This window comes from Micromonospora sp. CA-248212 (assembly GCF_050948405.1).
GTDB lineage: Bacteria > Actinomycetota > Actinomycetes > Mycobacteriales > Micromonosporaceae > Micromonospora.
The window spans coordinates 6928161-6949844 of sequence record NZ_CP192023.1 but is presented as its reverse complement, the minus strand read 5'-3'; the positions used below and the strand labels follow the sequence as shown (position 1 = coordinate 6949844).

Below are 21684 nucleotides of genomic sequence, written 5' to 3'. Positions count from 1 at the left end.
CTCACGACCGGCTGATCGCCGCGCCGATCGTCCGTAGCCCGTCGACGTCGTGCACGTCGGCGGGCTGCGCCGTCACCGACACCGCCGGCACCGCCGGGAACGCCTCGGTGAACCGCGCGGCGACCTGCTGCTCGCGTACCGCCTGACGCGCCAGCGCCGCGTGCGCCCGCAGCACGTCGGCGGTGCCCTCGTGTCCACCCAGCTCCGCCAACCGCTCCGCGGCGGCGCGACTCCGCTCGGCGTCCAGCTTCGGAACCACCGGGCGGTGCACCCGGTTGAGCACCAGGCCGGCGAGCGGCATCTTCTCCTCGCGCAGGCGGCCCGCGAAGTAGGCGGCCTCCCGGACCGCGTCCGGCTCCGGCGTCGCGACCAGCAGGAAGGCCGTCTCCCCCGCCTGGAGGATCCGGTACGTCTGCTCGGCCCGCTGCCGGAAGCCCCCGAACATCGAGTCGAGTGCGGCCACGAAGCCGGACAGGTCGGTGAGCAGCTGCGCGCCGAGGACCTTCTGCACCACCTTCGAGAACATCCCGAACGACGCCGTGACCAGGCTGAACATGCTCCGCCCGCCGCTGCGCGCCGGTGCCAGCAGCAGGCGCAGCATCCGACCGTCGAGGAAGCGGGAGAGTCGGGCCGGCGCGTCCAGGAAGTCCAGCGCCGAGCGGGACGGCGGGGTGTCCACCACGATCAGGTCCCACTCGCCGCGCGCGTGCAACTGGCCCAGCTTCTCCATCGCCATGTATTCCTGGGTGCCGGCGAACGTCGAGCTCATGGCCTGGTAGAACGGGTTCGCGAAGATCTCCGCGGCCTTCGTCGGGTCGGTGTGCGCAAGGACCACGTCGTCGAAGGTGCGCTTCATGTCCAGCATCATGGCGTGCAACTCACCGCCGCTGGCCTCGACGTCGATGCCCTTGACCTGCCGGGGCGTGTTGTCCAGCTCGGTCAGGCCCAGCGACTGGGCGAGCCGGCGGGCCGGGTCGATGGTGAGCACCACCGTGCGGCGGCCGTGCTGCTCGGCGGCCCGCAGCGCCAGCGCGGCGGCCGTGGTCGTCTTTCCCACCCCGCCGGCACCGCAGCACACGACGATCCGCACGCCCGGGTCGGCGAGGATCTGGTCGACGTCCAGCTGCGGCGCCGCGTCTTCGGAAGGCACCAATCGAGCGTATCGGGCCGCGTCGGTCCATGCGCCCGTGCTGCGCTCAGGTGTGAGTCAATCGGCGTGGACGAGGGCCTGGGCCAGGGTCGCGAGGCCCGTCCGGTCCACCCCGTCCGGCAGCAACGGCAGCTCGACCATCGGCAGCCCCAGCTCCACCAGGTCGGCGCGGAGGGAATCCTCCAGTTCGCGCCGGATGAGCTGGTCCCGTGCCTCGTCGTGCAATCCGGCCACGATGTCCTGATCGGCCGGCAGTCCAGCGGCGACCAGACCCCGGCGCAGGTCCGCCGCGGTGACCGCCGGTCCGGCCGGCAACGAGGGCCGGGCGCCGTTGACGATCACCTTCCCGATGCCGAAGCCGAGGGAGGTCAGGTCGGCGATGGCGTCGACCGTCTCCTGCACCGGCATCTCCTCCAGGAGCGTGACCACGTGCACGGCCGTCATCGGGGAGCGCAGCAGGGCGGAGACCCCCTCGCTCTGGGTCTTGATCGGGCCGACCTTGGCGAGCCGGGCCGTCTCGGCCGTCACGTTGAGGAAACGACCGATCCGACCGGTGGGCGGCGCGTCCAGCACCACGGCGTCGTACGCGCGCCGCTGCCCCGAGGTACGGGTGGTGGCCTCCTTCACCTTGCCGGTGAGCAGCACGTCCCGCAGGCCCGGGGCGATGGTGGTGGCGAAGTCGATGGCCCCCAGCTTGCGCAGCGCCCGCCCCGCCGCGCCCAGCTTGTAGAACATGTCGAGGTATTCGAGCAGGGCCTCCTCGGCGTCCACCGCGAGCGCGCGCACCTCACCGCCGTCCGGCGCGTCGGCGAGGTGTCGCTCCTCGTACGGCATCGGGTCGAGGCCGAAGAGTTGGGCGATGCCCTGTCGGCCCTCGACCTCCACCAGCAGGGTGCGCCGGCCACCGGCGGCCAGCGCCAGGGCCAGCGCCGCCGCCACGCTGGTCTTGCCGGTGCCGCCCTTGCCGGTCACGACGTGGAGGCGGGCCGACCATCCGCTACCGGCCGGGTCGGACGGCCGCTCAGGTGCACGCACCTGTCGAGCCTATCCAGGGCGACGGGTCACGCGACCTCGCAGACCCACCAACCCGTCTTCTGCACCACGGTGAAGCGCAGGTCCTGGTCGGCAACCTTCTCGTCGGCCGTGGTCATGGTGACCCGGGTGGAGACGGTGGCCCGGTCGCCGGTCTGGTTGTCGACCTTCGGGGTGGTCCACTTGAATCGGGGGTTCTGGTACGTGGCGGCGTACTTCTCCACCTCGGCCACCTTGGCGGCGATCTTCTTGTCGTCGCGCGAGGCGGCGCAGACGTGCTCGGCGGCCTTGCCGGCGTCCCGATCCTTGTAGACGGCGGTGAGGAACTCGTCGACGGCGACCGCCGGCTCCTTCGCGCCCTCGCCGGACTCGGCGTTGCGCAGGGTCAGGAACGTCACGACGCCACCACCGACGCAGAGCACCATGATCACGGCCAGCGCGATGACCGCGATCAGCAGACCGCGCTTCTTCTTCGGCTCGGCGGTACCGGCGTACGGCGGGTAGCCGGGCGGGGGCGGCGGAATCGCGCCCGGGGAGACGGGCAGCGCCGACGTGTCGGCCGGGCCCCCGTTCTGCGGGACGCCACCGGGCGGGGCGGGCGCGGCCGACGCTCCGGGCTGCGCGGGAAACGCCCCTGCCCCGAGCTGACCGGACGAGAGTGGCTGGCCGGAGACGGGCTGGCCGGAGAGTGGCTGGCCGGAGAGTGGCTGGCCGGAGAGTGGCTGGCCGGAGACGGGCTGGCCGGAGAGGGGCTGACCGGGGACTGGCTGACCGGAGAGTGGCTGGCCGGGGAGGGCGAGCTGCCCGCCGGGGGCGGATGGGCCGGACCCGGCGCTCTGAGCGGGGAACGCCGGCGGGCTGGCCCCGGCGGGCTGGCCGGGCTGGGCCGACGGGCCGGGCTGGGCCGGGATAGCGGGCTGGGCCGGTGTGGTCGGCGAGCCGGACTCGCCGGTGGAGGTCGTCGGGTCGGACTGTCCGGGGCTGGTCGCCGCGTCGGGCTGGCCGGTGGGGTCCGGGTGGGCCGGCGGAAGAGCGCGCGGGCCGGCCTGGTCGCCGCTGGGCGGTTGGGTCATCTCGTTCCCCCGGGGGTGCGGCGCCCGGCCGCCACCCCGGGCGCCGAGCGAGATCGAGCGGGCGGCCGGGCGCTGCGCGACCGTCCGACCGAGAGGGTAGCGGCCGACCGCCGGTTCGGTGTCGCCCCTACCGCGCCGTACGTCACTTCTCGAGCCGGAGAAGCGGATGGTGACATCCGACGCAGTCGGGATTCCTGCCCCCGGTCTGTCACATATGTGACTCTGGGTGACTGATCGTGCGCGTCCTGTTGGCGAGACCGCCCCCCTGGACCTACCTTCGTCCCGGTGCGGGGGACCGGAACGGTTGGTTGAACCCGACCGGAAGCGTGATCCGAGAGGTACGACCGGAGGCAGTTCATGCGCGACGCGGACAACATCCCTCGCACCCAGTTCCCGACGAACGATCGGCAACGGCGGCTCGGGTCCACGGGTGAGGTGGCCGGCGGGCTGGTCGGCAACCTGCCCATCAACGAGCGGTCGTACCGCCGGGTTTCGGAGCCGCCGGAGATCGCCCGAGCGTCGAACCGACCGGTCGAGCGGTCGCGGGACGACGACGAGCCGGGTTTCGTCATCCATCTGCCGATCCGGGTGCCCGATCTGGCGGCGGCGACCCTGCTGGCCGGGCGGGTCGCGGTGTCGCTGGGCTTCCTGCCGGAACTGGACGCGGGTGAGACGACCGTGTCCAACGCGGACGACCAGAACAACCGGCACCGGGTCTTCTGCGACCTGTTGCTGCCCGACCGCTCGCGTTGCCCGCAGGGGTACGGGCACGAGGGGCCCTGTGGAGAGCTGCCGGCCACGCCGGAGCAACGTCCCGCGCCCCGCCCGGCCAGCGGACCGTAGGCTGTGCCTCGACGAAGTCCGCACCACGAGGGAGCCCTCCAGCGATGCAGAAGTGGGAATACTCCACGGTCCCTCTGCTGGTCCACGCGACCAAGCAGATCCTCGACAACTGGGGTGAGGACGGGTGGGAACTCGTCGCCGTGGTCCCCGGCCCGAATCCGGACCAGCTCGTGGCGTACCTGAAGCGGCCCAAGGCGTGAGCGCCGGGACTCCGGCGCGGCGACGCTCCGCGATCGCGAACGGCGAGGTGACGCGATGAGCAACGGCCCCCACGCGAAGCTCGCCGAGTTGGGCCTCGAGCTGCCCGACGTGGTGCCGCCGGTGGCCAGCTACGTGCCGGCCGTGCAGTCCGGGCAGCACGTGTACGTCTCGGGCCAGCTGCCCATCGCCGAGGGCAAGCTCCTGGCGACCGGCAAGGTCGGCGCGGGGATCTCCGCCGAGCAGGCCAAGGATCTGGCCCAGCGGTGCGCGCTCAACGCGCTGGCGGCGGTCGACTCGCTGGTCGGCCTGGAGAACGTGGTCAAGGTGGTTAAGGTGACCGGTTTCGTGGCCTCGGCCCCCGGGTTCATCGGCCAGCCCGCCGTGATCAACGGTGCCTCCGACCTGTTCGGCACCGTTTTCGGCGAGGCCGGCCGGCACGCGAGAAGCGCGGTAGGCGTGGCCGAACTCCCCCTGGACGCCCCGGTGGAGATCGAACTGATCGTCGAGGTCGCCTGACCCCACCGCGATCTTGCACTTCCTGTCCCGACGAATGCCGTGAACAGGCATGAAGTAGCAGCAGGAAGTGCAAGATCGCGGGGAGTGTCGGGCGGGGTCGTACGATCGCAGCCATGAGCGGGCACGTGACGGGGGCCGTGGCGGCATTGGCTGGCGAGCTGCCGGCGTGGGTTTCGCTGCTGCGCGCGCCGAACCCGGGGCCGATGACCCTCGACGGGACCAACACCTGGGTGCTGCGCGCGCCCGACGCCGACCACGCCGTGGTGGTCGACCCCGGGCCGGCCGACGAGGGGCACCTGAGGCGGATCGCGGAGCACGGCCCGATCGGCCTGATCCTCATCACCCACGGCCACCCGGACCACACCGAGGGCGCCGCCCGCCTGCGCGAGCTGGTCGGTGCGCCGGTCCTCGCCGCCGACCCGGCGCACACCATCGGCGGTACCCCACTGAGCGCCGAGACCACGCTCGACGACACCCTCGGCATCCGCCTGCTGAACACTCCCGGACACACCGCCGACTCGGTCTGCTTCCTCATCGAGTGCGGCGACGAGCGGGTGGTGCTCACCGGTGACACCATCCTGGGCCGGGGTACCACCGTGGTGGCCCACCCGGACGGGAACCTCGGCGACTACCTGGGCAGCCTCGAGCTGCTGTCCGCGTACACCGGGATCGCGGCGCTGCCGGGCCACGGCCCGGCACTGGCCGACTGCGCCGCCGCCGCCGAGTTCTACCTCGCCCACCGGCGGGCCCGGCTCGACCAGGTCCGGTCGGCGGTCGACGCCGGCGCCCGGACGCCCGCCGACGTGGTCGCGGCGGTCTACGCGGACGTGGACCGCTCGCTCTGGTGGGCGGCGGAATGGTCGGTCCGTGCCCAGCTCGAATATCTGGGCGTCGACAGCGGGGAATCCGCGCCGGGGGTCAGTGGGTTGGAGCACACGTGACCTGCCCGGTGTGCGGAACTGTCGCCGTCCCCGGCGCACGGTTCTGCCACAACTGCGGCGCCGCGCTACCGGCGGCCGCCACGTTGCCGGCGGCCGAGCGCCGGGTCGTCACCGTTCTCTTCGGTGACCTCTCCGAATTCACCTCCTGGTCGGAGGACCTCGACCCGGAACGCGTCGGCGCGGTCACCGACCGCGTGCTCGCCGCCCTGGCCGGTGCCGTCAAGACCTTCGGCGGGCACGTCGACAAGCTGACCGGCGACGGGATCATGGCGGTCTTCGGGGCCCCGGTGGCGCACGAGGACGACGCCGAGCGGGCCGTCCGGGCCGCCCTGTCGATGCAGCGGGCGGTGCGCCGGGTGCTCGACGACGAGCGGGGCGGCGGCGCGCCGCTCGGTCTGCGGGTCGGCCTGAACACGGGCGACGTCATCGCGGGTATCCAGGCCGCCATCGAGTACACGGTCATCGGCGACACGGTGAACACCGCCGCCCGGCTGGCCGACGCCGCTGCCGTCGGCGCGGTCTACGCCGGCGGGCGCACCGCCGCCGCCACCCGGCACGTCGCCTCCTGGCGGGCGCTGCGCCCGCTGCGGCTCAAGGGCAAGCGGGAACCGGTCGAGGCGTACGAGCTGCTGGGCCTGTTGGACGCGCCGGGCACCCGCTCGGGTCTCGGCGACGAGGCGCCCTACGTGGGCCGGGAGACCGAGATCGGGCGGGTCGCCGGCCGACTCGCCGAGGTGATCGACCAGGGTGACCCGCGGGTGCTGCTGATGACCGCCGAGGCGGGCATCGGCAAGTCCCGGTTCGCCGCCGAGGTGGAGCGCCTCGCGGCCGGGTACGACGTGGGCGCCGGCCGGTACGCGGCGCACACCGGCGCGCGGGTGCTGTCGGTACGCTGCGCCGCCTTCGGCGAGCGGCGTCGGCTCGCGCCCCTGGCCGACCTGGTCCGTGCCGCCGTCGGTCTCCCCAGCGACGCCGCCACCGCGCTGACCCGGCCGGCCGTGGAGGAGCGGCTACGCCGACTCGGCCAGCGTCTCGCCCGCTCGGGTGAGACGGCTCCGATCGCCAACGACCAACTGCTCGCCCTGCTCGGCTACGCCGAACTGCCCGCGCACTCCGGCACCGACAACGGCGAGTGGGGCGCCGCGGGTGCGGCGGCCGCCGACGCCGAGGCGGTGCCGAACGCCGTGGCCGACCTGCTCAGCGGGCTCGCCTCGGAAGCGCCGCTGGTGATCGTGGTGGACGACCTGCACGACGCGACCGCCGAGACCATCAGCGCCCTCGGGTCGACCCTCTCCCGACTCACCGGCCCGGTGCTCGTCCTGCTGCTCGGCCGCCCCGAACTGGTCCGTACCGCCGGTGCGTTGACCCGTGTCGCGGACGCCGAGGTGCACTCCCTGCCGCCGCTGCGGGGCGCCGACGCGGCCCGCCTGCTGACCAGCTATCTCGGCGGCGGGAAGTTGCCGCCGGCCGACGCCGACCGGCTGCTCGCCACCGCCCAGGGCAACCCGTTCTACCTGGCCGAGTTGGTCACCCTGCTGATCGAGCGCGGTGCGCTGACCACCGCCGCCGGCACGCGGGACCAGGACTCGTCCGGCTGGCGGTTGGTGCCCGGCTCGCTGGGCAGCCGGCTGCTCTCGCGGGACCTCGCGGCCGTCCTCGCCGCCCGGATCGACGCGCTGCCTCCGGACGCCCGTTCCGTGCTGCGCGACGCCGCCGTCGTCGGCGACACCGTGGCGACGGGCGCGCTGGAAGCGCTCCGCGAGCAGCGCCGGGACGGGAGGCCGTCGGCGGTGGTCGCCGTCGAGTTCGACCGCGCCGTCGAGGAGTTGCTGCAACGCCGCATGCTGCACCGCACCCGCTCCGGGTACGCGTTCGCCACCCCGCTCATGCGGGAGGCCGCGTACGCCGGGGTGAGCAAGGCGGAGTTGGCCGAGCGGCACGCCGCGTTGGCCCGCTGGGCCGCGCCGGCCGAGGGTGTCACCGCGGGCGGCTTCTCGGAGGAGGCCCGCGACGACTTCGTCGCCGCACACGTGCAGCGGGCGGCCACGCTCGCCGACGCGGTGAAACTGCGACCGGACGCGCCGGCCCGCGCCGTGGTCCCGCTCGGGATCGCCGCACTCGGCCGGGCCGCCCGCCGCTCACTGTCCGCCGGGGAGCCCGCCCTCGCCGTCGAGTACGCCGAACGCGCCAGCGAACTGGCTCGCGACGGGGTGCCGGCGACCGACCGGGTGGTGCACGCCCGCGCGCTGCTGCAGATCGGTCGGGTGGTGGACGCGCTCGCCTTCGCCGAGAAGATCGCCGCGAACGCGGGGGACGACGCCACCCGGGCCAGCGCCCTGCTGCTCGCCGGGCAGGCCCAGCAGACCCTCGGTGAGCAGGGCCGGGCGGAGGCCGCCTGGCAGGAGGCGTTGCAGGTGGCCACCGCCGAAGGGCTGCCCACGCTGCGCGCGTCCGCCATGCGCCGGCTCGGCATGGCCGACTTCGTGGCCGGTCGGCTGAGCCAGGCGAGCAGCCGGCTGGCCGCCGCGTACCAGGTCAGCCTCGCCGCGCAGGATCGGCGCGGGCAGGCCTGGTCGCTGCAGAACCTGGCGTGGGTGACCACCACCCGGGGTGACTTCGCCGGCACCGACGCCGTGCTCGGTCGGGCCGCACGGCTCTTCGCCGAGCTGAAGGACCCGTACGGTCGGGCGTGGCTGCGGGGCACCACCGCGTTCGCCCGGCTGCTCGCCGGTCGGCTGCGGGAGGCGTGCCGCCTGGCGCAGGTCTTCCTGCCCTTCGGCGAGCGGGTGGGCGAGGCGTGGGCGGTGGGTACGCTGCGCGCGGTCGCGGCGTACGCCACCGCGGAGCTGGGCGACCTGGCCGAGGCGGACCGGGAGGCCCGCCGCGCGTACCGCGAGTTCGCGGCCGCCTCCGATGACTGGGGGCGCGGGTTCGCGCTGGTGGTCCGGGCCGTCGTGGCGCGTGGGCTGGGCGAGCCGGAACACGCGGCCGACCTGCTCACCGACGCCCTGGTGTACGCCGAGCAGACCTCCCACCCGCTGCTCACCGGAATGGCCGGCACGCTGCGCGGCTCCGTGGCGCTGGACATGGGCGACCACGAGACCGCAGAGCAGGCCGCACGGGCGGTGTTGACGGCCGTCGAGCCGCACAACCCGCAGGCGCCGGCGCAGGTCGCGCCCCGGGTGCTGCTGGCCACCGCCCGACTGGCGGCCGGCGATCCGGCGACTGCGGTCGGGCTGCTCGCCCCCGTGGCGACGGCCGCCGCCACCACGCCCTCCCTGCTCCTGTCCCGCCGCCAGACCATGGCCCGGTACGCGTCGGCGCTGCTCGCCCACGGTCAGCGGGAGCAGGCGCTGGACTGGGCCCGACGGGCGGTCGCCGCACCCGCCGAGGACGTACGCAGTCAGGTGATCGCGGCGAGCGTGCTCGCCGAGGCGTTGGCGGCCTGCGGCCACCCGGAGGAGGCCCGGTCCTGCGCCGACGAGGCGGTCCGCCTGGCGTACGCGACGGAACAGCGCAGCGAACGACGGGCCGCCAAAGCCCTCCAGGAACGCCTGACCCCCACGAACCCCCCGCCCGGTGATCATGAAGTTGTTGCCACCGACGCCGGCGTGTCGACGCAATAACGTCATGATCGTCGCCCGCGGGTGGGTAGGGGTTCGGTGGGTTTTGGCGGTTCTGGGGATGTGGTTGTCCCGGGGAGCGGCTAGCGTGTCACCACCGCGCGGTGCTCCACAGTGGTGACCGTCGCCGTGCCTGGGGGAGGCCCACCATGAAGCTGCCGCGTTCCGTCGCCGGCTGGACCATCGCGGTCTTCGGCGTCCTGGCGCTCGTGATGGGCGGCGTCGGTCTGCTCTGGCCGGAGGCGCAGTTGCGCATGCTCGGGTTCGAGGTGCCGGCGATGCGTTCCGCCGGCGACTACACCGGCACCTTCCTGCTGGCGTCCTCGATGGCGGCGTTCAACATGGGCGTCTACTACCTGCTCGCGACGGTCACCGAGTGGCGGTCGTTCTACCGGTTCACGGTGGTGTTCCGGTTGGTCACCTTCACCGTGTTCACCATCGCCGTGCTGGCCGACATCGCTCCCGACAGGTTCTTCGGCGTGGCCGCGTGGGAAGGGCTCGGTGCGGTGGCGACCGCGGTCGGCCTGCGGATGGACGCTCGCCGGGGCACGCCGCCCGCCTCTGCCGCTTCAGCGCCGGCCGCTTCGGCGGACGCGGTGCGCTGAGCCACCGGCAGGGTTGGGTATTTTCGAGCGGTGACCGACACCCCGACCGGCGGCCTGCCGGTGCCGATCGTGCCCGGTCTGACTGATTTGCGGGTCTTTGCCCGAGGTGGTTACGCCACCGTCTACCAGGCCACCCAGATCTCCGTCGACCGCGAGGTCGCCGTCAAGGTCGAAAATCGCACGCTGGACAGCGAACGCGACCAGGCCCGCTTCCTGCGCGAGGCGCGGGCGGCCGGACGGATGTCGTCGCACCCGCACGTCGTGGATCTCTTCGACGTCGGCGTGACCGTCGACCAGCACCCGTACCTGATCATGGAACTCTGCGACGGGTCGTACGCCGAGCGGATGCGCAACTCGCCGCTCGGGCCGGTGGAGGCCCGCGACCTCGGCATCAAGATCGCCGACGCGTTGGCCCATTCGCACGGCGCCGGGGTGCTGCACCGGGACGTCAAGCCCGCGAACATCCTCTACTCACACTTCAACTCGGCGGTGCTTGCCGACTTCGGGCTGGCCGTACTGGCCGAGGCCCGGGACGCCTCGGTCACCCTGGAGGTGCTCACCCCGGCGTACGCGCCACCGGAGATGTTCAGCCACAGCCCGCCATCGCCGGCCGTCGACGTGTACGCGCTCTGCGCCACCCTCTACGCGGTGATGCACGGCCGACCGCCGCGGTGGCAGTCCGAGCGCAACCCCAGTCTGGTGACCGTGCTGGAGATGTTCAACCAGCCGATCCCCGCCCTGCCCGGCGTGCCGGACGAGCTGATCGACGTGCTGCGGCTCGGCATGGCCAACGATCCGGGCGAGCGGCCGTCCGCGCTCGAACTGCACGACCTGCTCACCACCCTGCCGTTCGGCGGGCCGGCCGCCCCGGTGAGTGGCGCCCCCCTCAGCGGCGGCGCCTCGATCGGCGGTGGCTCGCCCCGATCCGGCCTGTACGGCACGGGCCAGCCCGGTCCCCGTCCACCGGTCGAGGACACCCGCCCCGGCGTGCCCGGCGGGCGGCGCTGGCGGCGACGCTGGTTCCTCGGCGGCGCCGGCGTGCTGGCGCTCGCCGCCTCCGCCACCACCGGCGCCTGGGTGGCCAGCAGTGACGGGCCGCCCAGCCCGTCCCCCTCGGTGACCCGGGTCGCGGCCCCGGCAACCGGGCCGCTGCCCGGTTGCGCCGGCGTGCCGACCGCACTGCCCAGTGGCGCCCGCTGTCTGCCCGAACTGGAGTGCTTCGGCCCGGTGCGCATCCGCGGCGAACGTGCGGAGGCGGCCCGGGTCCCCTGCGACGGCCGGCACACCTGGGAGGCGTACGCCGAGGGCATCCTGCCGGTGCCGCTGGTGGGCGCGGACCACGACGAGGTGGTCGCCGCCGAGCAGGTACGACAGGTGTGCAGCGCCACGACGTTCCGGCTGACCACCGAGATCACCGAGCCGGCCGGCTGGCACCTGGAGGTGTTGCCGCCCGTCGACGGCAACGTCGACCGGGTCTACCGCTGCCTGGCCGGCCGGGGCGTCGACGCGCTCACCGCCCCCACTCTCACCGGTCGCTGAACCCGCCGCGCGTCCGTCCCCGGTCACGCACCGCACGCAACGCGTCCCGGCTGTCCAGCGCGTCGAGGGTGTCCGCGTCGATGCCGTACGGCATCAGGTCCGGTGGGGCGGTGGGGTTCGGCTGCTCCGCCGGCTCCGGTTCGTCACGCTGGCGGGCGGCCGACACGGCGACGGTGGCGACCGTCGCCAGCAGCACGCACAACAGCGCGAGAACGACCCCGACAAGGTCCTGCCGGCGCAGGACGACCAGCAGGATCAGCAGCGCGAGGGCACCCGGGGCCGCGACCGCCGCCACCATCCGCGCATCGATCCTGGAGAGTCGATTCACCCTTCCAGCATGTCGTGGCCCGGCTCGCTGTCAACCGCAGAGGCGATCCGCCACGCCGAGCGGCGTCGATCAAACGGTTGGGTCGACCTGACCGATCGGATCGCGTACGCAGTGGACTCGCCTCGCTACTCTCGGTGTTCCGCAGGCTGCTCCGTCAGCGAGGTCGCCCATGAACGTACGCCCACCCCGGTCCCGGCTCCGCTCGGTCGCGACGACGCTGGCGGTCGCTTTGACCCTCACCCTGGCCGCTGCGGCCGGATGCGACAGCCGCAAGGAGCCGGACCTGCCGTCGGTCCAGCAGAAACTGCGGGAGTCGCACACCTTCGGTCAGTCGACGCTGCGCATCGGCGTCGCCACCAAGGAGCCGCTGATGGGCGACCTGCGTAACGGCCAGCACGTCGGCTTCGACGTCGAGATCGGCAAGTACATCGCGGCCTCGCTGGGCTACCAGGGCGAGCAGCGGCTGGAGTTCGTGTCGGTGGCCACCGAGAACCGCATCCCGGCGCTGCAGGGCGGCACGGTGGATCTTGTGGTGTCCAGCTTCTCGATGACCGAGGAGCGCGAGAAGCTGGTCAGCTTCGCCGGCCCGTACTTCGTCACCACCCAGGAGGTGATGGTGCCGGTCCGGCTCAAGGACAAGATCCGCACCATTGAGGACCTGCGTGACCCGGCCTACAAGGTCTGCACCAGCGGTGGGTCCACCACTGAGGCCGAGCTGGAGAAGCACCAGGTCAGAACGTTCGTGGTGAAGGACGTGGGGGACTGCGTCGACGGTATCCGGCGCGGCCGGTACGACGCGGTCAGCTCCGACGAGACGATCCTCGCCGGCTTCCTGTCCATCTACCCGAGGGAGTTCGAGGTCGTCGACATGCCGTTCGGCACCAGCGAACTGCTGGGCATCGGCGTGCCCATCGGCGACCCCGCGCTGCGTGACCTCGTCGCGTACTTCCTGCAGAAGAGCTACCAGATGGGCCGCAACGGGGAGGCGAGCCCCTGGCAGATCGCGTACAACAGCACCCTCGGGCCGTGGTTGCACGTCGAGAAGCGTCAGCCGCAGCCGCTGAACGTGCCGAAACTGGTGGACTTCGACGACAAGTCGCCCTCGTCGTGAGCACGACGCCGACCGCCACCGACGGCCCGGTTCCACCGCCCCGTGCGGCGGTGCCGGTCGAGCCGACCGCCCAGGTCGAGCCCGGGCGTGTGCCCTGGGACCCGTCGGAACGGCGGGCGCGGGCCAGCCAGTCGTTCTGGACCGCGGTCGTGGGCGTGCCGGCGATCTTCTCGGTGCTCCGGCTCGGCGTGGAGGCGGGCGGCGAGCTACAGACCACCCTGTTGCTGGTCGCCAACGTCGGGACGGTCAACCTGCTCGCGGGTTTCCTCACCACCGCGGCCCGACTGCTCTCCACCGGGCTGGTCGCCGTCTTCGCGCTCGGCGCGGTGCTGGCCGTGAGCGTGGAGCGCCTGCCACCCGGCACCCGACGTCGTCCACTCTTCGCCCGCTGGGCGGACCTCACCCCGGCCTGGTTCGTGCTGGCCAGCTTTCTGCTCGCCCTGCTCACCTGGCCGCTGCTCTACCTGCCGCTGCTGCTGCCCGCGTTCGCGGCCGCGTTCCAGCTCCGGCCGGAGCGGTTGCACGAATGGGTCGTACCCCGGTTCCTGGCGATCATCGCGCTGTTCGCCGGGTACGGGTGGCTGATGGTGCCCACCCTGCGCGCCGCCGGCGCGGAGGGTGACCTGCTGGTGCTGGCGCTGCTGACGGTCCCGCCGGTGCTGGCGCTGTTCATCGCCGGGCCGCTGCCCGGCGTGGTCATCCGTCCGCTGGCGTCGGTGACCGAGGTGGCGGTGCTGGCCATGCTGCTCTGGGCCGCGCTGCCGGTGATCAGCACACCGGTCCTACCGCTCACCGTCACCACGGTGGGCGCCGAGAACGGCCCGACCGAGGACGTACGAGGGCACGTGGTGACCACCGACGATGTCAACATGGTGATCCTGCAGGAGCGGGGTGGGGTCCGGTACGTGCCCGTCGGCCTCGTCCGGGCGCAGGTGCTCTGCCCGAGCGAGGAGGAGTTGCCCCGGCACCGGCTGCGCATCCACGACTTCCACGTCGAGGACTCGCTGCTGGAAGGGCTGGGCCGCCGCGTCCGCCCGGTGCACCGCATCGACGCCGCCTGCCGCGCCCCCGGGCCGCCCGCCGCGCCTCAGTAGGACTTCTCCTGACCCAGGACGTGCTGGGCGACGAAGTTGAGGATCATCTCCCGGCTGACCGGGGCTATCCGACCCGCCCGCACCGCGCCCAACAGCGTCGCCACCCCGTACTCGGTGGTCATGCCGGCCCCGCCGAGGGCCTGCACGGCGGTGTCCACGGCGAGCGCGGCGGCCTCGCCGGCCGCGTACTTGGCCATGTTGCCGGCCACCCCGGCCTCCAGGTCACGGCCGGCGTCGTACAGCGTGGCCGCCTTCTGGATCATCAGGCGGGCCAGCTCCACCTGCACGGCCGCGTGCGCCAGCGGATGCGACACCCCCTGGTGCGAGCCGATGCTCCGGCCACCCCAGACCTTGCGGGTGGCGGTGTACTCGCTGGCGCGCTCGATGGCGTACCGGCCGGTGCCGGCACCCATCGCGGCCACCGTGATCCGCTCGGGGTTGAGCCCGCTGAACAGGGCCGGCAACCCGGCGTCGAGGGACTCGCCGACCAGCGCGTCGGCGGGCACCCGCACGTCGTCCAGGTAGAGCAGGAACTGGTTCTCCGGGGACACGATCTCCATGTCCAGCTTGGACCGGGTCAGCCCGGCCGCGTCGGTCGGCACGATGAAGAGCGCGGGCTTGAGCTTCCCGGTGGCGGAGTCCTCCGTCCTCGCGACGACGAGCACGTGACCCGCCTCGTCGACCCCGGAGATGTAGCACTTGCGGCCGTTGAGCACCCAGTCGTCGCCGTCGCGGCGGGCCACCGTGCCGAGGCGGTGGAAGTTGGATCCGGCCTCCGGCTCGGTGATCGCGAAGACGATCTTCGCCGAGCCGTCGGCGAGACCGGGCAGGTGCCGTTTGCGCTGTTCCTCGGTGCCATGTCGGGCGATCACGGTGGCCGCGATGGCGGGGGACACCACCAACAGCAGCAGCGGGCAGCCGGCCGCCGCCAACTCCTCGCAGACGATTGCCAGTTCGGTGATGCCGCCGCCCCCACCGCCGTACTCGGTGGGGATGTTGACCCCCAGGTAGCCGAGCCGGCCCGCCTCGGCCCACAGCTCGGTGGTGTGCTCACCGGCCTTCGCCTTCTCGACGAAGTAGCCGTGCCCGTACCGGCGGCCGAGCGCCCGTACCGCGTCGCGCAACTGGTCCTGTTCGGAAGTGAGGTCGAAGTTCATCAGTGGTCCTTTCCGATAACGGCCAGCACGTCGCCCGTCCGTACCTGACCACCGGCGGACACCGGCAGTTCGGCGACCACGCCGTCGGTCGGGGCGAGCACGGGATGTTCCAGCTTCATCGCTTCGAGGGTGAGCAGAAGGTCGCCGGCCGCGACGCGCTGGCCGACCTCGACGTGCACCCGGGTCACCGCGCCGGGCAGTGGCGCGAGCAGCGACCCGGCGGCCAGCTCCGCGGTCGGCAGGGGCAGACGCGGCAGCTCGGCCAGGCTCGCCGCCCCGTCCGGGCCGTCCACGAAGACCTCCGACCCCACCCGGTGTACGCGGTACGACCGCCGCACCCCGTCGACGTCGAGGACCACGCGGTCCGGGTTGGCCTCGACCAGCTCGACCACCTGCCGCTCGGCGCTCCCGTCAGGGGCGCCCGGTTGGCCGGCGGCGCGGCACCCGTCGGGGTCGTCCGGGTCGGCGTGCTGCGCGACGGACCAATCGACCAGGCCGCCGGTGCGGTCGAGCCGGTAGTGGACCTCGATCTCGCCGTCCGGACCGGTGAAGCGGGTGACCTGTCCGACGGCCGGCACGTTGCGCCAACCGGAGGGGAGGCCGGCGAGCACCGGTGCGGTCGATCGGCGGTGTGCGGCGCCGGCCAACGCGGCGGCGAGCGCGGTGACCGGGAGCTGGTCGGCGGGGAGCAGCGGCGCGAAGACCTCCGGGTGCCGGTCCAGAAAGCCGGTGTCGATCTCGCCGGCCGTGAACTCCGGGCTGCGCAGCACCCGGACCAGCAGATCCCGGTTGGTGGCGACGCCGTGAATCTCGGCCCGCGCCAGCGCGCCCGCGAGCGCGCGGATGGCCTCGGACCGGGTCGGGGCCACGGCGATCACCTTGGCCAGCAGCGAGTCGTAGTGCACGCTTACCACCGAGCCGGCCACCACGCCGGAGTCAAGTCGCAGGCCCGCTCGCTGGATCGAGCCGAACTCGCGGTCCACGCCCGGCACCTGGAAGCGGTGCAGGGTGCCGGTGGCGGGCCGCCAACCCTGCGTCGGCTCCTCGGCGCAGAGCCGCACCTCGATCGCGTGGCCACGGGTGTCGGGATCGTGGTGCTGCGCCGGCAGCGGCTCACCCTCGGCCACCAGCACCTGCATCCGGACCAGGTCCAGCCCGTCCGCAGTGGTCAGTTCGGTGACCGGATGCTCCACCTGGAGTCGGGTGTTCATCTCGAGGAAGTAGACCGCCCCGTCGGGCGTCAGCAGGAACTCGACAGTGCCCGCGCCCACGTAGTCGACAGCTCGTCCGGCGGCCTCGGCGGCCTCGTGCAGACGCTCCCGCACCTCGGCTGGCACCAGACCGGGCGCCTCTTCGATGATCTTCTGGTGCCGGCGCTGGATCGAGCACTCCCGGACGCCGAGCACCTGCACGGTCCCGTGGGTGTCGCCGAGGATCTGCACCTCGACGTGCCGGCCGCGCTCGACGTACCGCTCGATGAAGACCGTGCCGTCACCGAACGCCGAAGCCGCCTCGCGCCGCGCGGAGGCGACGGCCTCGGCCAGCTCGGCGGCGTCCCGGACGATCCGCATGCCCCGGCCACCGCCACCGGCGGACGCCTTCACCAGCACCGGGAAGTCGGTGACCTGGTCGACGTCGGTCCAGCTCGGCAGCATCGGCACGCCCGCCTCGGCGAGCAGCGCCTTCGCCGCCAGCTTGTCACCCATCGCGGCGATGACCTTGGCCGGCGGACCGACCCAGGTCAGGCCCGCGTCGGCCACCGCCGCCGCGAACTCGGCGTTCTCGGCGAGGAACCCGTAACCCGGGTGGACGGCGTCCGCGCCGCTGCACCGCGCCGCGTCCAGGATGAGATCCACCCGCAGGTACGTCTCGGCCGGCGTGGCGCCCGGCAGCCGGACCGCCTGGTCGGCCTCGGCGACGAAGGGCGCGTCGGCGTCCGCGTCCGAGTGCACGGCGACGGTCTGCACGCCCATCGCCCGGCAGGTGGCGAAGACCCGGCGGGCGATCTCGCCCCGGTTGGCCACGAGCAGTCTGGTGATCATTGGCGACTCCCTCTACATCCGGAAGACGCCGAAGCCGTCGGCGCCCCTGACCGGTCCGTTGTGGATCGCCGATAGACAGAGGCCGAGGACGGTACGCGTGTCCCGAGGGTCGATCACCCCGTCGTCGTAGAGCCGGCCGGAGAGGAACAGCGCGCCCGACTGCGACTCGATCTGCTGCTCGACCATCATCCGCATCGCCGCGTCGGACTCCTCGTCGTAGTCACGTCCACGGGCGGCGGCGGCCTGCCGGGCCACGATCGACAGCACGCCGGCGAGCTGTGCCGGACCCATCACCGCCGACTTGGCGTTCGGCCAGGTGAACAGGAACCTCGGCTCGTACGCCCGACCGCACATGCCGTAGTTGCCGGCCCCGTACGAGGCCCCGAGGTTCACCGTGAGGTGCGGCACCGTCGAGTTGGACACGGCATTGATCATCAATGCGCCGTGCTTGATGATCCCGCGCTGCTCGTACTCGGTGCCGACCATGTAGCCGGTGGTGTTCTGCAGGAAGATCAACGGGGTGTCGGAGGCGTTGGCGAGCTGGATGAACTGGGCCGCCTTCTGCGCCTCCGCGCTGAACAGCACCCCTCGCGCGTTGGCCAGCACGCCCACCGGATATCCGTGCAGCTCGCCCCAGCCGGTGACCAGCGAGTCCCCGTACGCCGGCTTGAACTCGTCGAAGTCACTGCCGTCCAGGATGCGGGCCAGCACCTCACGCGGGTCGAACGGCACCTTCAGATCGGAGCTGACGATGCCCAGCAGCTCCTCCGGGTCGTACTTCGGCGGCCGGGGCACCGCCGTCCGCGGCGCGGGACCCCGCTTGCGCCAGTTCAGTCGGCGTATGCACTGGCGGGCCAGGCGGATGCCGTCGCGCTCGTCCTCGGCCAGGTAGTCGGCCAACCCGGACGTGCCGGCGTGCATCGCCGCGCCGCCCAGCGACTCGTCGTCGGTGACCTCTCCGGTCGCCATCTTCACCAGTGGTGGCCCGGCCAGGTAGACCTGTGACCGGTCCCGAATCATGATCACGTGATCCGACATCCCCGGCACGTACGCGCCGCCGGCCGTCGCGTTGCCGAACACCACGCTGACCGTGGGGATGCCCGCCGCCGAGAGGCGGGTCAGGTCACGGAACACCCGACCGCCGGGGATGAAGATCTCCGCCTGCGTGGGCAGGTCCGCCCCGGCCGACTCGACCAGGTTGACCATGGGCAGCCGGTTGGCCAGGGCGATCTCACCGGCCCGCCGGGTCTTGGCGAGGGACCATGGATTGACCGCGCCGCCGCGTACCGTCGGGTCGTTGGCGACGATCAGGCACTCCACGCCCTCGACGACCCCGATGCCGGTGACCACGCTGGCCCCCACCGGGAAGTCCGTGCCGTACGCGGCGACCGGCGACAGTTCGAGGAACGGACTGTCGGCGTCGACCAGCAACTCGATCCGCTCCCGGGGCAGCAGCTTGCCGCGTGCGTGGTGCCGCGACACGTACTTCTCGCCGCCGCCCGCGCGCGCCTGGTCGAGCGCGGCGTCCAACTCGGCCAGCCGCTCCACCAGGGCCGCCCGGTTCGCCGCGGATCCGGGCGCGGCCGGGTCGATCGCGCTGTCCAGAATGGTCACAAGCCCATGCCCTTCGCGATGATCTCGTTCATGATCTCGGTGGTGCCGCCGCCGATGCCGAGGATCCGCGCGTCGCGGTAGTGCCGCTCCACCTCGGCGTCGCGCAGGTAGCCGAAGCCACCGTGCAGTTGCAACGCCTGGTCGACGACGTGGTCGCAGGCGGCCACGGCCACGTTCTTCGCCATCGCCACCTCGGTCACCACGGGCTCGCCCGCAGCCACCCGGGCGGCCACCTCGTGGACGTACGACCGGGCCGCCTCGGCCCGCGTGTGCATCTCGGCCAACCGGTGCCGGACCACCTGCCGGCCGACCAGCGGACGCCCGAAGGTCTGCCGGTCCCGGCACCAGCGCACCGCCAGCTCCACACAGCGTTGCGCGGTCGCGTACGCCTGCGTCGCCAGCGAGAGCCGCTCCGCCGCGAAGTGCTGCATGATCGCCAGGAAGCCGGTGTTCTCCGCGCCGATCCGGTTGGTCACCGGCACCCGTACATCCACGAAGGACAGCTCAGCGGTGTCCGAGCAGTGCCAACCCAACTTCTCCAACCGGCGTCCCACGGTGAACCCGGGCGAATCCTTGTCGATCACGAGCAGGGTCAGGTTGCCGCTTCCCGGGAAGTCCGTGCACACCGCCGTGGTCACGAAGTCGGCCCGGTGACCGCTGGTGATGTAGGTCTTCGACCCGTTCACCACGTAGCGGTCGCCGTCCCGGCGGGCGGTCGTGCGGATGCCGGCCACGTCCGAACCGCCGTCCGGCTCGGTGATGGCCAGGGCGCCGATCATCGTGCCGGCCAGGGTGGGTCGGACGTACCGCTCGATTAGGCCGTCGTCACCCGGGGACGGGACGCCGGTGAGGCGACCGCCAAACGATCCGCCGGTGCGGGCACCGGCGGCGGCGACCATGTGCGGCAGCGCGATGCCGTGCGTGAACAGGGCCGCGACCAGCCCGGACGATCCGCCGGAACGGATCAGCTCCTCGGTCACGATGATCGAGTCGAGCAGGTCGCCGCCGCTGCCACCGACCGACTCGGGAAAGCCGATGCCGAGCAGGCCCAGCTTCGCGGCCGTGGCGTGCAGGGCCCGGGGGACCTCGCCGGCCCGCTCCCAGTCGTCCAGGTGCGGCAGCACCTCCCGGGTGACGAACGCCCGGGTCAACTCACGGAGCTGTCGACGCTCCGGCGTGTCCACGATGCTCATCGGGCGACCTCCGCCGGTAGGTCGACGATTCGCGCGCGGAGCAACTCACCGAGCGCCTTGGCCTGCGGGTCGAACCGGGTGGACGCGGCGACCCCGGCCCCGAGCAGGCCCTCGATCACGAAGTTCACCGCGCGCAGGTTCGGCAGCTCGTAGCGCCGGACGGCCAGCGGCGCCGTCTCCGGCAGCAGCCCGGCCAGCCGCTCGACGGTCAACCAGGCGCGCAGCCACGCGTACCCGGCATCGGAGCGCGCCCAGACGCCGAGGTTGGCGTCCCCGCCCTTGTCGCCCGAGCGCGCGCCGACCAGCTCACCCAGCGCTCCGCGCCGGGTCGGGCCGGTGACCGCCGCGTCGCCAGCCGACGCCGCCTCGTCCGGCGCGATCGGGGCCGTGCGGACCGGCGGGGCGATCGACACCCGTTCGCCGCCGGGCAGGACCGCCACCTGCGCTACCTCGTCCTGCGGCACGGTGTCGGCGGTGAAGACGCCGTACGGGGTCGCGTCGCCCGGCAGGGTGGTCAGCGTGCAACCCGGGTACGAGGCCAGTGCCAGCTCCACGGCGGCGGCCGAGAAGACCCGCCCGGCCCGCGTCCGGTCACTGTCGCGCAGGTGTACGTGCAGCAGGGCGCTGGCCGCCTCGGTGTCGGCGGCGTCGGGGTGGTCGGTGCGGGCGAGGGTGAACTCCAGCCCGGCGCTGCCGACCGCCTCGGCGATCTGCCCCCGTACCAGGGCCGCCTTCGCCTCGATGTCGAGGCCGCACAGGACGAACGTCATCGAGTTCCGGAAGCCGCCGAGGTTGTTGACGCCCACCTTGAGCGTGGGCGGCGGCGGGGTACCCCGTACGCCGGTGACGCGCACCCGGTCCGGTCCGTCGGGGTGCAGGGTCACCGTGTCCAGCCGGGTGACCACGTCCGGCCCCAGGTACGCCGGCCCGCCGACCTCGTACAACAGTTGGGCGGTGACGGTCTCCACGGTGACCGCGCCACCGGTGCCCGGATGCTTGGTGAGCACAGCGGAACCGTCGGGGCGCACCTCGGCGATCGGGAAGCCGGGCCGGTGCCCGCCGTCGGGCAGCTCGGTGAAGAAGCTGAAGTTGCCGCCGGTGACCTGTGCGCCGCATTCGAGGAGGTGCCCCGCGACGGTGGCCCCGGCCAGCTCGTCGAGATCGTCGCGACTCCACCCGTACCGCGCGATGGCCGGGCCCACCACCAGCGACGCGTCGGTGACCCGACCCGTCACGACCACGTCGGCCCCGGCGTCGAGGCAGGCGGCGATCCCGAACGCGCCCAGGTACGCGTTCGCGGTGAGCGCGTCGGCCCGTTGGAGGGCGTCGCCCTCGACGTACCCGACCCGCACCGCCAGGCCCAGGCGGCCGGCGAGCGCCTCGATGGCGGCGGCCAGTCCGGCCGGGTTCAACCCGCCCGCGTTGGTCACGACCCGCACCCCCCGGTCGAGGGCCGTGCCGAGGCACGTCTCCGCCTGGCGCAGGAACGTCTTCGCGTAGCCGAGGTCGGGGTCGCGGAGCCGGTCCCGACCGAGGATCAGCATGGTCAACTCGGCCAGGTAGTCGCCGGTCAGCACGTCCAGCTCGCCGCCGTCGAGCATCTCCCGCCAGGCGGTGAACCG

At 73.0% G+C, this 21684-nt stretch carries 18 protein-coding genes; 9 read left to right on the top strand and 9 right to left on the bottom strand.

Annotated features, from left to right (window positions below; all coding sequences use genetic code 11):
• Position 1: 1 nt before the first annotated feature.
• The 3 genes from ACQP03_RS32705 to ACQP03_RS32695 are packed head-to-tail and all read right to left on the bottom strand — an operon-like array spanning position 2 to position 2727.
• Complete coding sequence (locus ACQP03_RS32705) at positions 2 to 1150, bottom strand: ArsA family ATPase (RefSeq protein ID WP_357132857.1); 1149 nt, start codon at positions 1148 to 1150, stop codon at positions 2 to 4.
• Between the two features lie 57 nt (positions 1151 to 1207).
• Positions 1208 to 2185 carry an ArsA-related P-loop ATPase gene (locus ACQP03_RS32700; RefSeq protein ID WP_357132855.1) on the bottom strand — a complete coding sequence of 326 codons (978 nt, stop codon included), beginning with the start codon at positions 2183 to 2185 and terminating at the stop codon, positions 1208 to 1210.
• Between the two features lie 26 nt (positions 2186 to 2211).
• Positions 2212 to 2727 carry an Rv0361 family membrane protein gene (locus ACQP03_RS32695; RefSeq protein WP_396832507.1) on the bottom strand — a complete coding sequence of 172 codons (516 nt, stop codon included), beginning with the start codon at positions 2725 to 2727 and terminating at the stop codon, positions 2212 to 2214.
• An 885-nt stretch (positions 2728 to 3612) separates the two neighbouring features.
• On the opposite strand from ACQP03_RS32695, the gene ACQP03_RS32690 reads away from it, so the two are divergent.
• From ACQP03_RS32690 to ACQP03_RS32660, 7 genes are all read left to right on the top strand, one after another.
• Complete coding sequence (locus ACQP03_RS32690; protein ID WP_357132853.1) at positions 3613 to 4098, top strand: hypothetical protein; 486 nt, start codon at positions 3613 to 3615, stop codon at positions 4096 to 4098.
• Positions 4099 to 4142: 44 nt separating this feature from the next.
• Positions 4143 to 4298 (top strand): DUF4177 domain-containing protein, encoded by a 156-nt coding sequence (locus ACQP03_RS32685; RefSeq protein ID WP_007466198.1) that lies wholly within the window; start codon positions 4143 to 4145, stop codon positions 4296 to 4298.
• A gap of 55 nt (positions 4299 to 4353) precedes the next feature.
• Positions 4354 to 4815: a RidA family protein gene (locus ACQP03_RS32680; RefSeq protein WP_355052533.1), complete on the top strand. Its 462-nt coding sequence runs from the start codon at positions 4354 to 4356 to the stop codon at positions 4813 to 4815.
• A gap of 113 nt (positions 4816 to 4928) precedes the next feature.
• On the top strand, positions 4929 to 5756 hold the full coding sequence (locus ACQP03_RS32675) for an MBL fold metallo-hydrolase (protein WP_433459585.1): 828 nt from the start codon (positions 4929 to 4931) through the stop codon (positions 5754 to 5756).
• Positions 5753 to 9382: an adenylate/guanylate cyclase domain-containing protein gene (locus ACQP03_RS32670; RefSeq protein ID WP_433459584.1), complete on the top strand. Its 3630-nt coding sequence runs from the start codon at positions 5753 to 5755 to the stop codon at positions 9380 to 9382. The genes ACQP03_RS32675 and ACQP03_RS32670 overlap by 4 nt, the downstream gene beginning before the upstream one ends.
• 146 nt (positions 9383 to 9528) lie before the next feature.
• On the top strand, positions 9529 to 9984 hold the full coding sequence (locus tag ACQP03_RS32665; RefSeq protein ID WP_357392910.1) for a hypothetical protein: 456 nt from the start codon (positions 9529 to 9531) through the stop codon (positions 9982 to 9984).
• Positions 9985 to 10014: 30 nt separating this feature from the next.
• Positions 10015 to 11523 (top strand): serine/threonine-protein kinase, encoded by a 1509-nt coding sequence (locus tag ACQP03_RS32660; protein WP_357132845.1) that lies wholly within the window; start codon positions 10015 to 10017, stop codon positions 11521 to 11523.
• Here the strand turns inward: ACQP03_RS32660 and ACQP03_RS32655 are convergent.
• Positions 11510 to 11851 (bottom strand): hypothetical protein, encoded by a 342-nt coding sequence (locus ACQP03_RS32655; protein WP_357132843.1) that lies wholly within the window; start codon positions 11849 to 11851, stop codon positions 11510 to 11512. The genes ACQP03_RS32660 and ACQP03_RS32655 overlap by 14 nt on opposite strands.
• Positions 11852 to 12020: 169 nt before the next feature.
• On the opposite strand from ACQP03_RS32655, the gene ACQP03_RS32650 reads away from it, so the two are divergent.
• Positions 12021 to 12962: a transporter substrate-binding domain-containing protein gene (locus tag ACQP03_RS32650; protein ID WP_357132841.1), complete on the top strand. Its 942-nt coding sequence runs from the start codon at positions 12021 to 12023 to the stop codon at positions 12960 to 12962.
• Positions 12959 to 14056, top strand: coding sequence for a hypothetical protein (locus ACQP03_RS32645; RefSeq protein WP_357392912.1), 1098 nt, complete (start codon positions 12959 to 12961; stop codon positions 14054 to 14056). Before ACQP03_RS32650 ends, ACQP03_RS32645 begins: the two co-directional genes overlap by 4 nt.
• On the opposite strand, the gene ACQP03_RS32640 is transcribed toward ACQP03_RS32645, so the two are convergent.
• Genes ACQP03_RS32640 through ACQP03_RS32620 form a run of 5 tightly spaced genes read right to left on the bottom strand, consistent with a single transcriptional unit; the run spans position 14050 to position 21663 of the window.
• Positions 14050 to 15213: an acyl-CoA dehydrogenase family protein gene (locus tag ACQP03_RS32640; RefSeq protein WP_357132837.1), complete on the bottom strand. Its 1164-nt coding sequence runs from the start codon at positions 15211 to 15213 to the stop codon at positions 14050 to 14052. The two genes, ACQP03_RS32645 and ACQP03_RS32640, sit on opposite strands and share 7 nt — an antisense overlap.
• Complete coding sequence (locus tag ACQP03_RS32635) at positions 15213 to 17255, bottom strand: biotin carboxylase N-terminal domain-containing protein (RefSeq protein ID WP_357392913.1); 2043 nt, start codon at positions 17253 to 17255, stop codon at positions 15213 to 15215. The genes ACQP03_RS32640 and ACQP03_RS32635 overlap by 1 nt, the downstream gene beginning before the upstream one ends.
• Positions 17256 to 17267: 12 nt before the next feature.
• Complete coding sequence (locus ACQP03_RS32630; RefSeq protein ID WP_357392915.1) at positions 17268 to 18869, bottom strand: acyl-CoA carboxylase subunit beta; 1602 nt, start codon at positions 18867 to 18869, stop codon at positions 17268 to 17270.
• Complete coding sequence (locus ACQP03_RS32625) at positions 18866 to 20062, bottom strand: acyl-CoA dehydrogenase family protein (protein WP_357392917.1); 1197 nt, start codon at positions 20060 to 20062, stop codon at positions 18866 to 18868. Before ACQP03_RS32625 ends, ACQP03_RS32630 begins: the two co-directional genes overlap by 4 nt.
• Positions 20059 to 21663: an acyclic terpene utilization AtuA family protein gene (locus tag ACQP03_RS32620; protein WP_396832506.1), complete on the bottom strand. Its 1605-nt coding sequence runs from the start codon at positions 21661 to 21663 to the stop codon at positions 20059 to 20061. The genes ACQP03_RS32625 and ACQP03_RS32620 overlap by 4 nt, the downstream gene beginning before the upstream one ends.
• Positions 21664 to 21684: the final 21 nt, after the last annotated feature.

Bases quoted from the DNA above. Each gene is read 5' to 3' on its own strand.
- ACQP03_RS32635 (WP_357392913.1), bottom strand. From the start codon at position 17,255: ATGATCACCAGACTGCTCGTGGCCAACCGGGGCGAGATCGCCCGCCGG.
- ACQP03_RS32620 (WP_396832506.1), bottom strand. From the start codon at position 21,663: ATGCTCGACGGCGGCGAGCTGGACGTGCTGACCGGCGACTACCTGGCC.
- ACQP03_RS32675 (WP_433459585.1), top strand. From the start codon at position 4,929: ATGAGCGGGCACGTGACGGGGGCCGTGGCGGCATTGGCTGGCGAGCTG.
- ACQP03_RS32690 (WP_357132853.1), top strand. From the start codon at position 3,613: ATGCGCGACGCGGACAACATCCCTCGCACCCAGTTCCCGACGAACGAT.
- ACQP03_RS32650 (WP_357132841.1), top strand. From the start codon at position 12,021: ATGAACGTACGCCCACCCCGGTCCCGGCTCCGCTCGGTCGCGACGACG.
- ACQP03_RS32680 (WP_355052533.1), top strand. From the start codon at position 4,354: ATGAGCAACGGCCCCCACGCGAAGCTCGCCGAGTTGGGCCTCGAGCTG.
- ACQP03_RS32640 (WP_357132837.1), bottom strand. From the start codon at position 15,213: ATGAACTTCGACCTCACTTCCGAACAGGACCAGTTGCGCGACGCGGTA.
- ACQP03_RS32625 (WP_357392917.1), bottom strand. From the start codon at position 20,062: ATGAGCATCGTGGACACGCCGGAGCGTCGACAGCTCCGTGAGTTGACC.
- ACQP03_RS32665 (WP_357392910.1), top strand. From the start codon at position 9,529: ATGAAGCTGCCGCGTTCCGTCGCCGGCTGGACCATCGCGGTCTTCGGC.
- ACQP03_RS32685 (WP_007466198.1), top strand. From the start codon at position 4,143: ATGCAGAAGTGGGAATACTCCACGGTCCCTCTGCTGGTCCACGCGACC.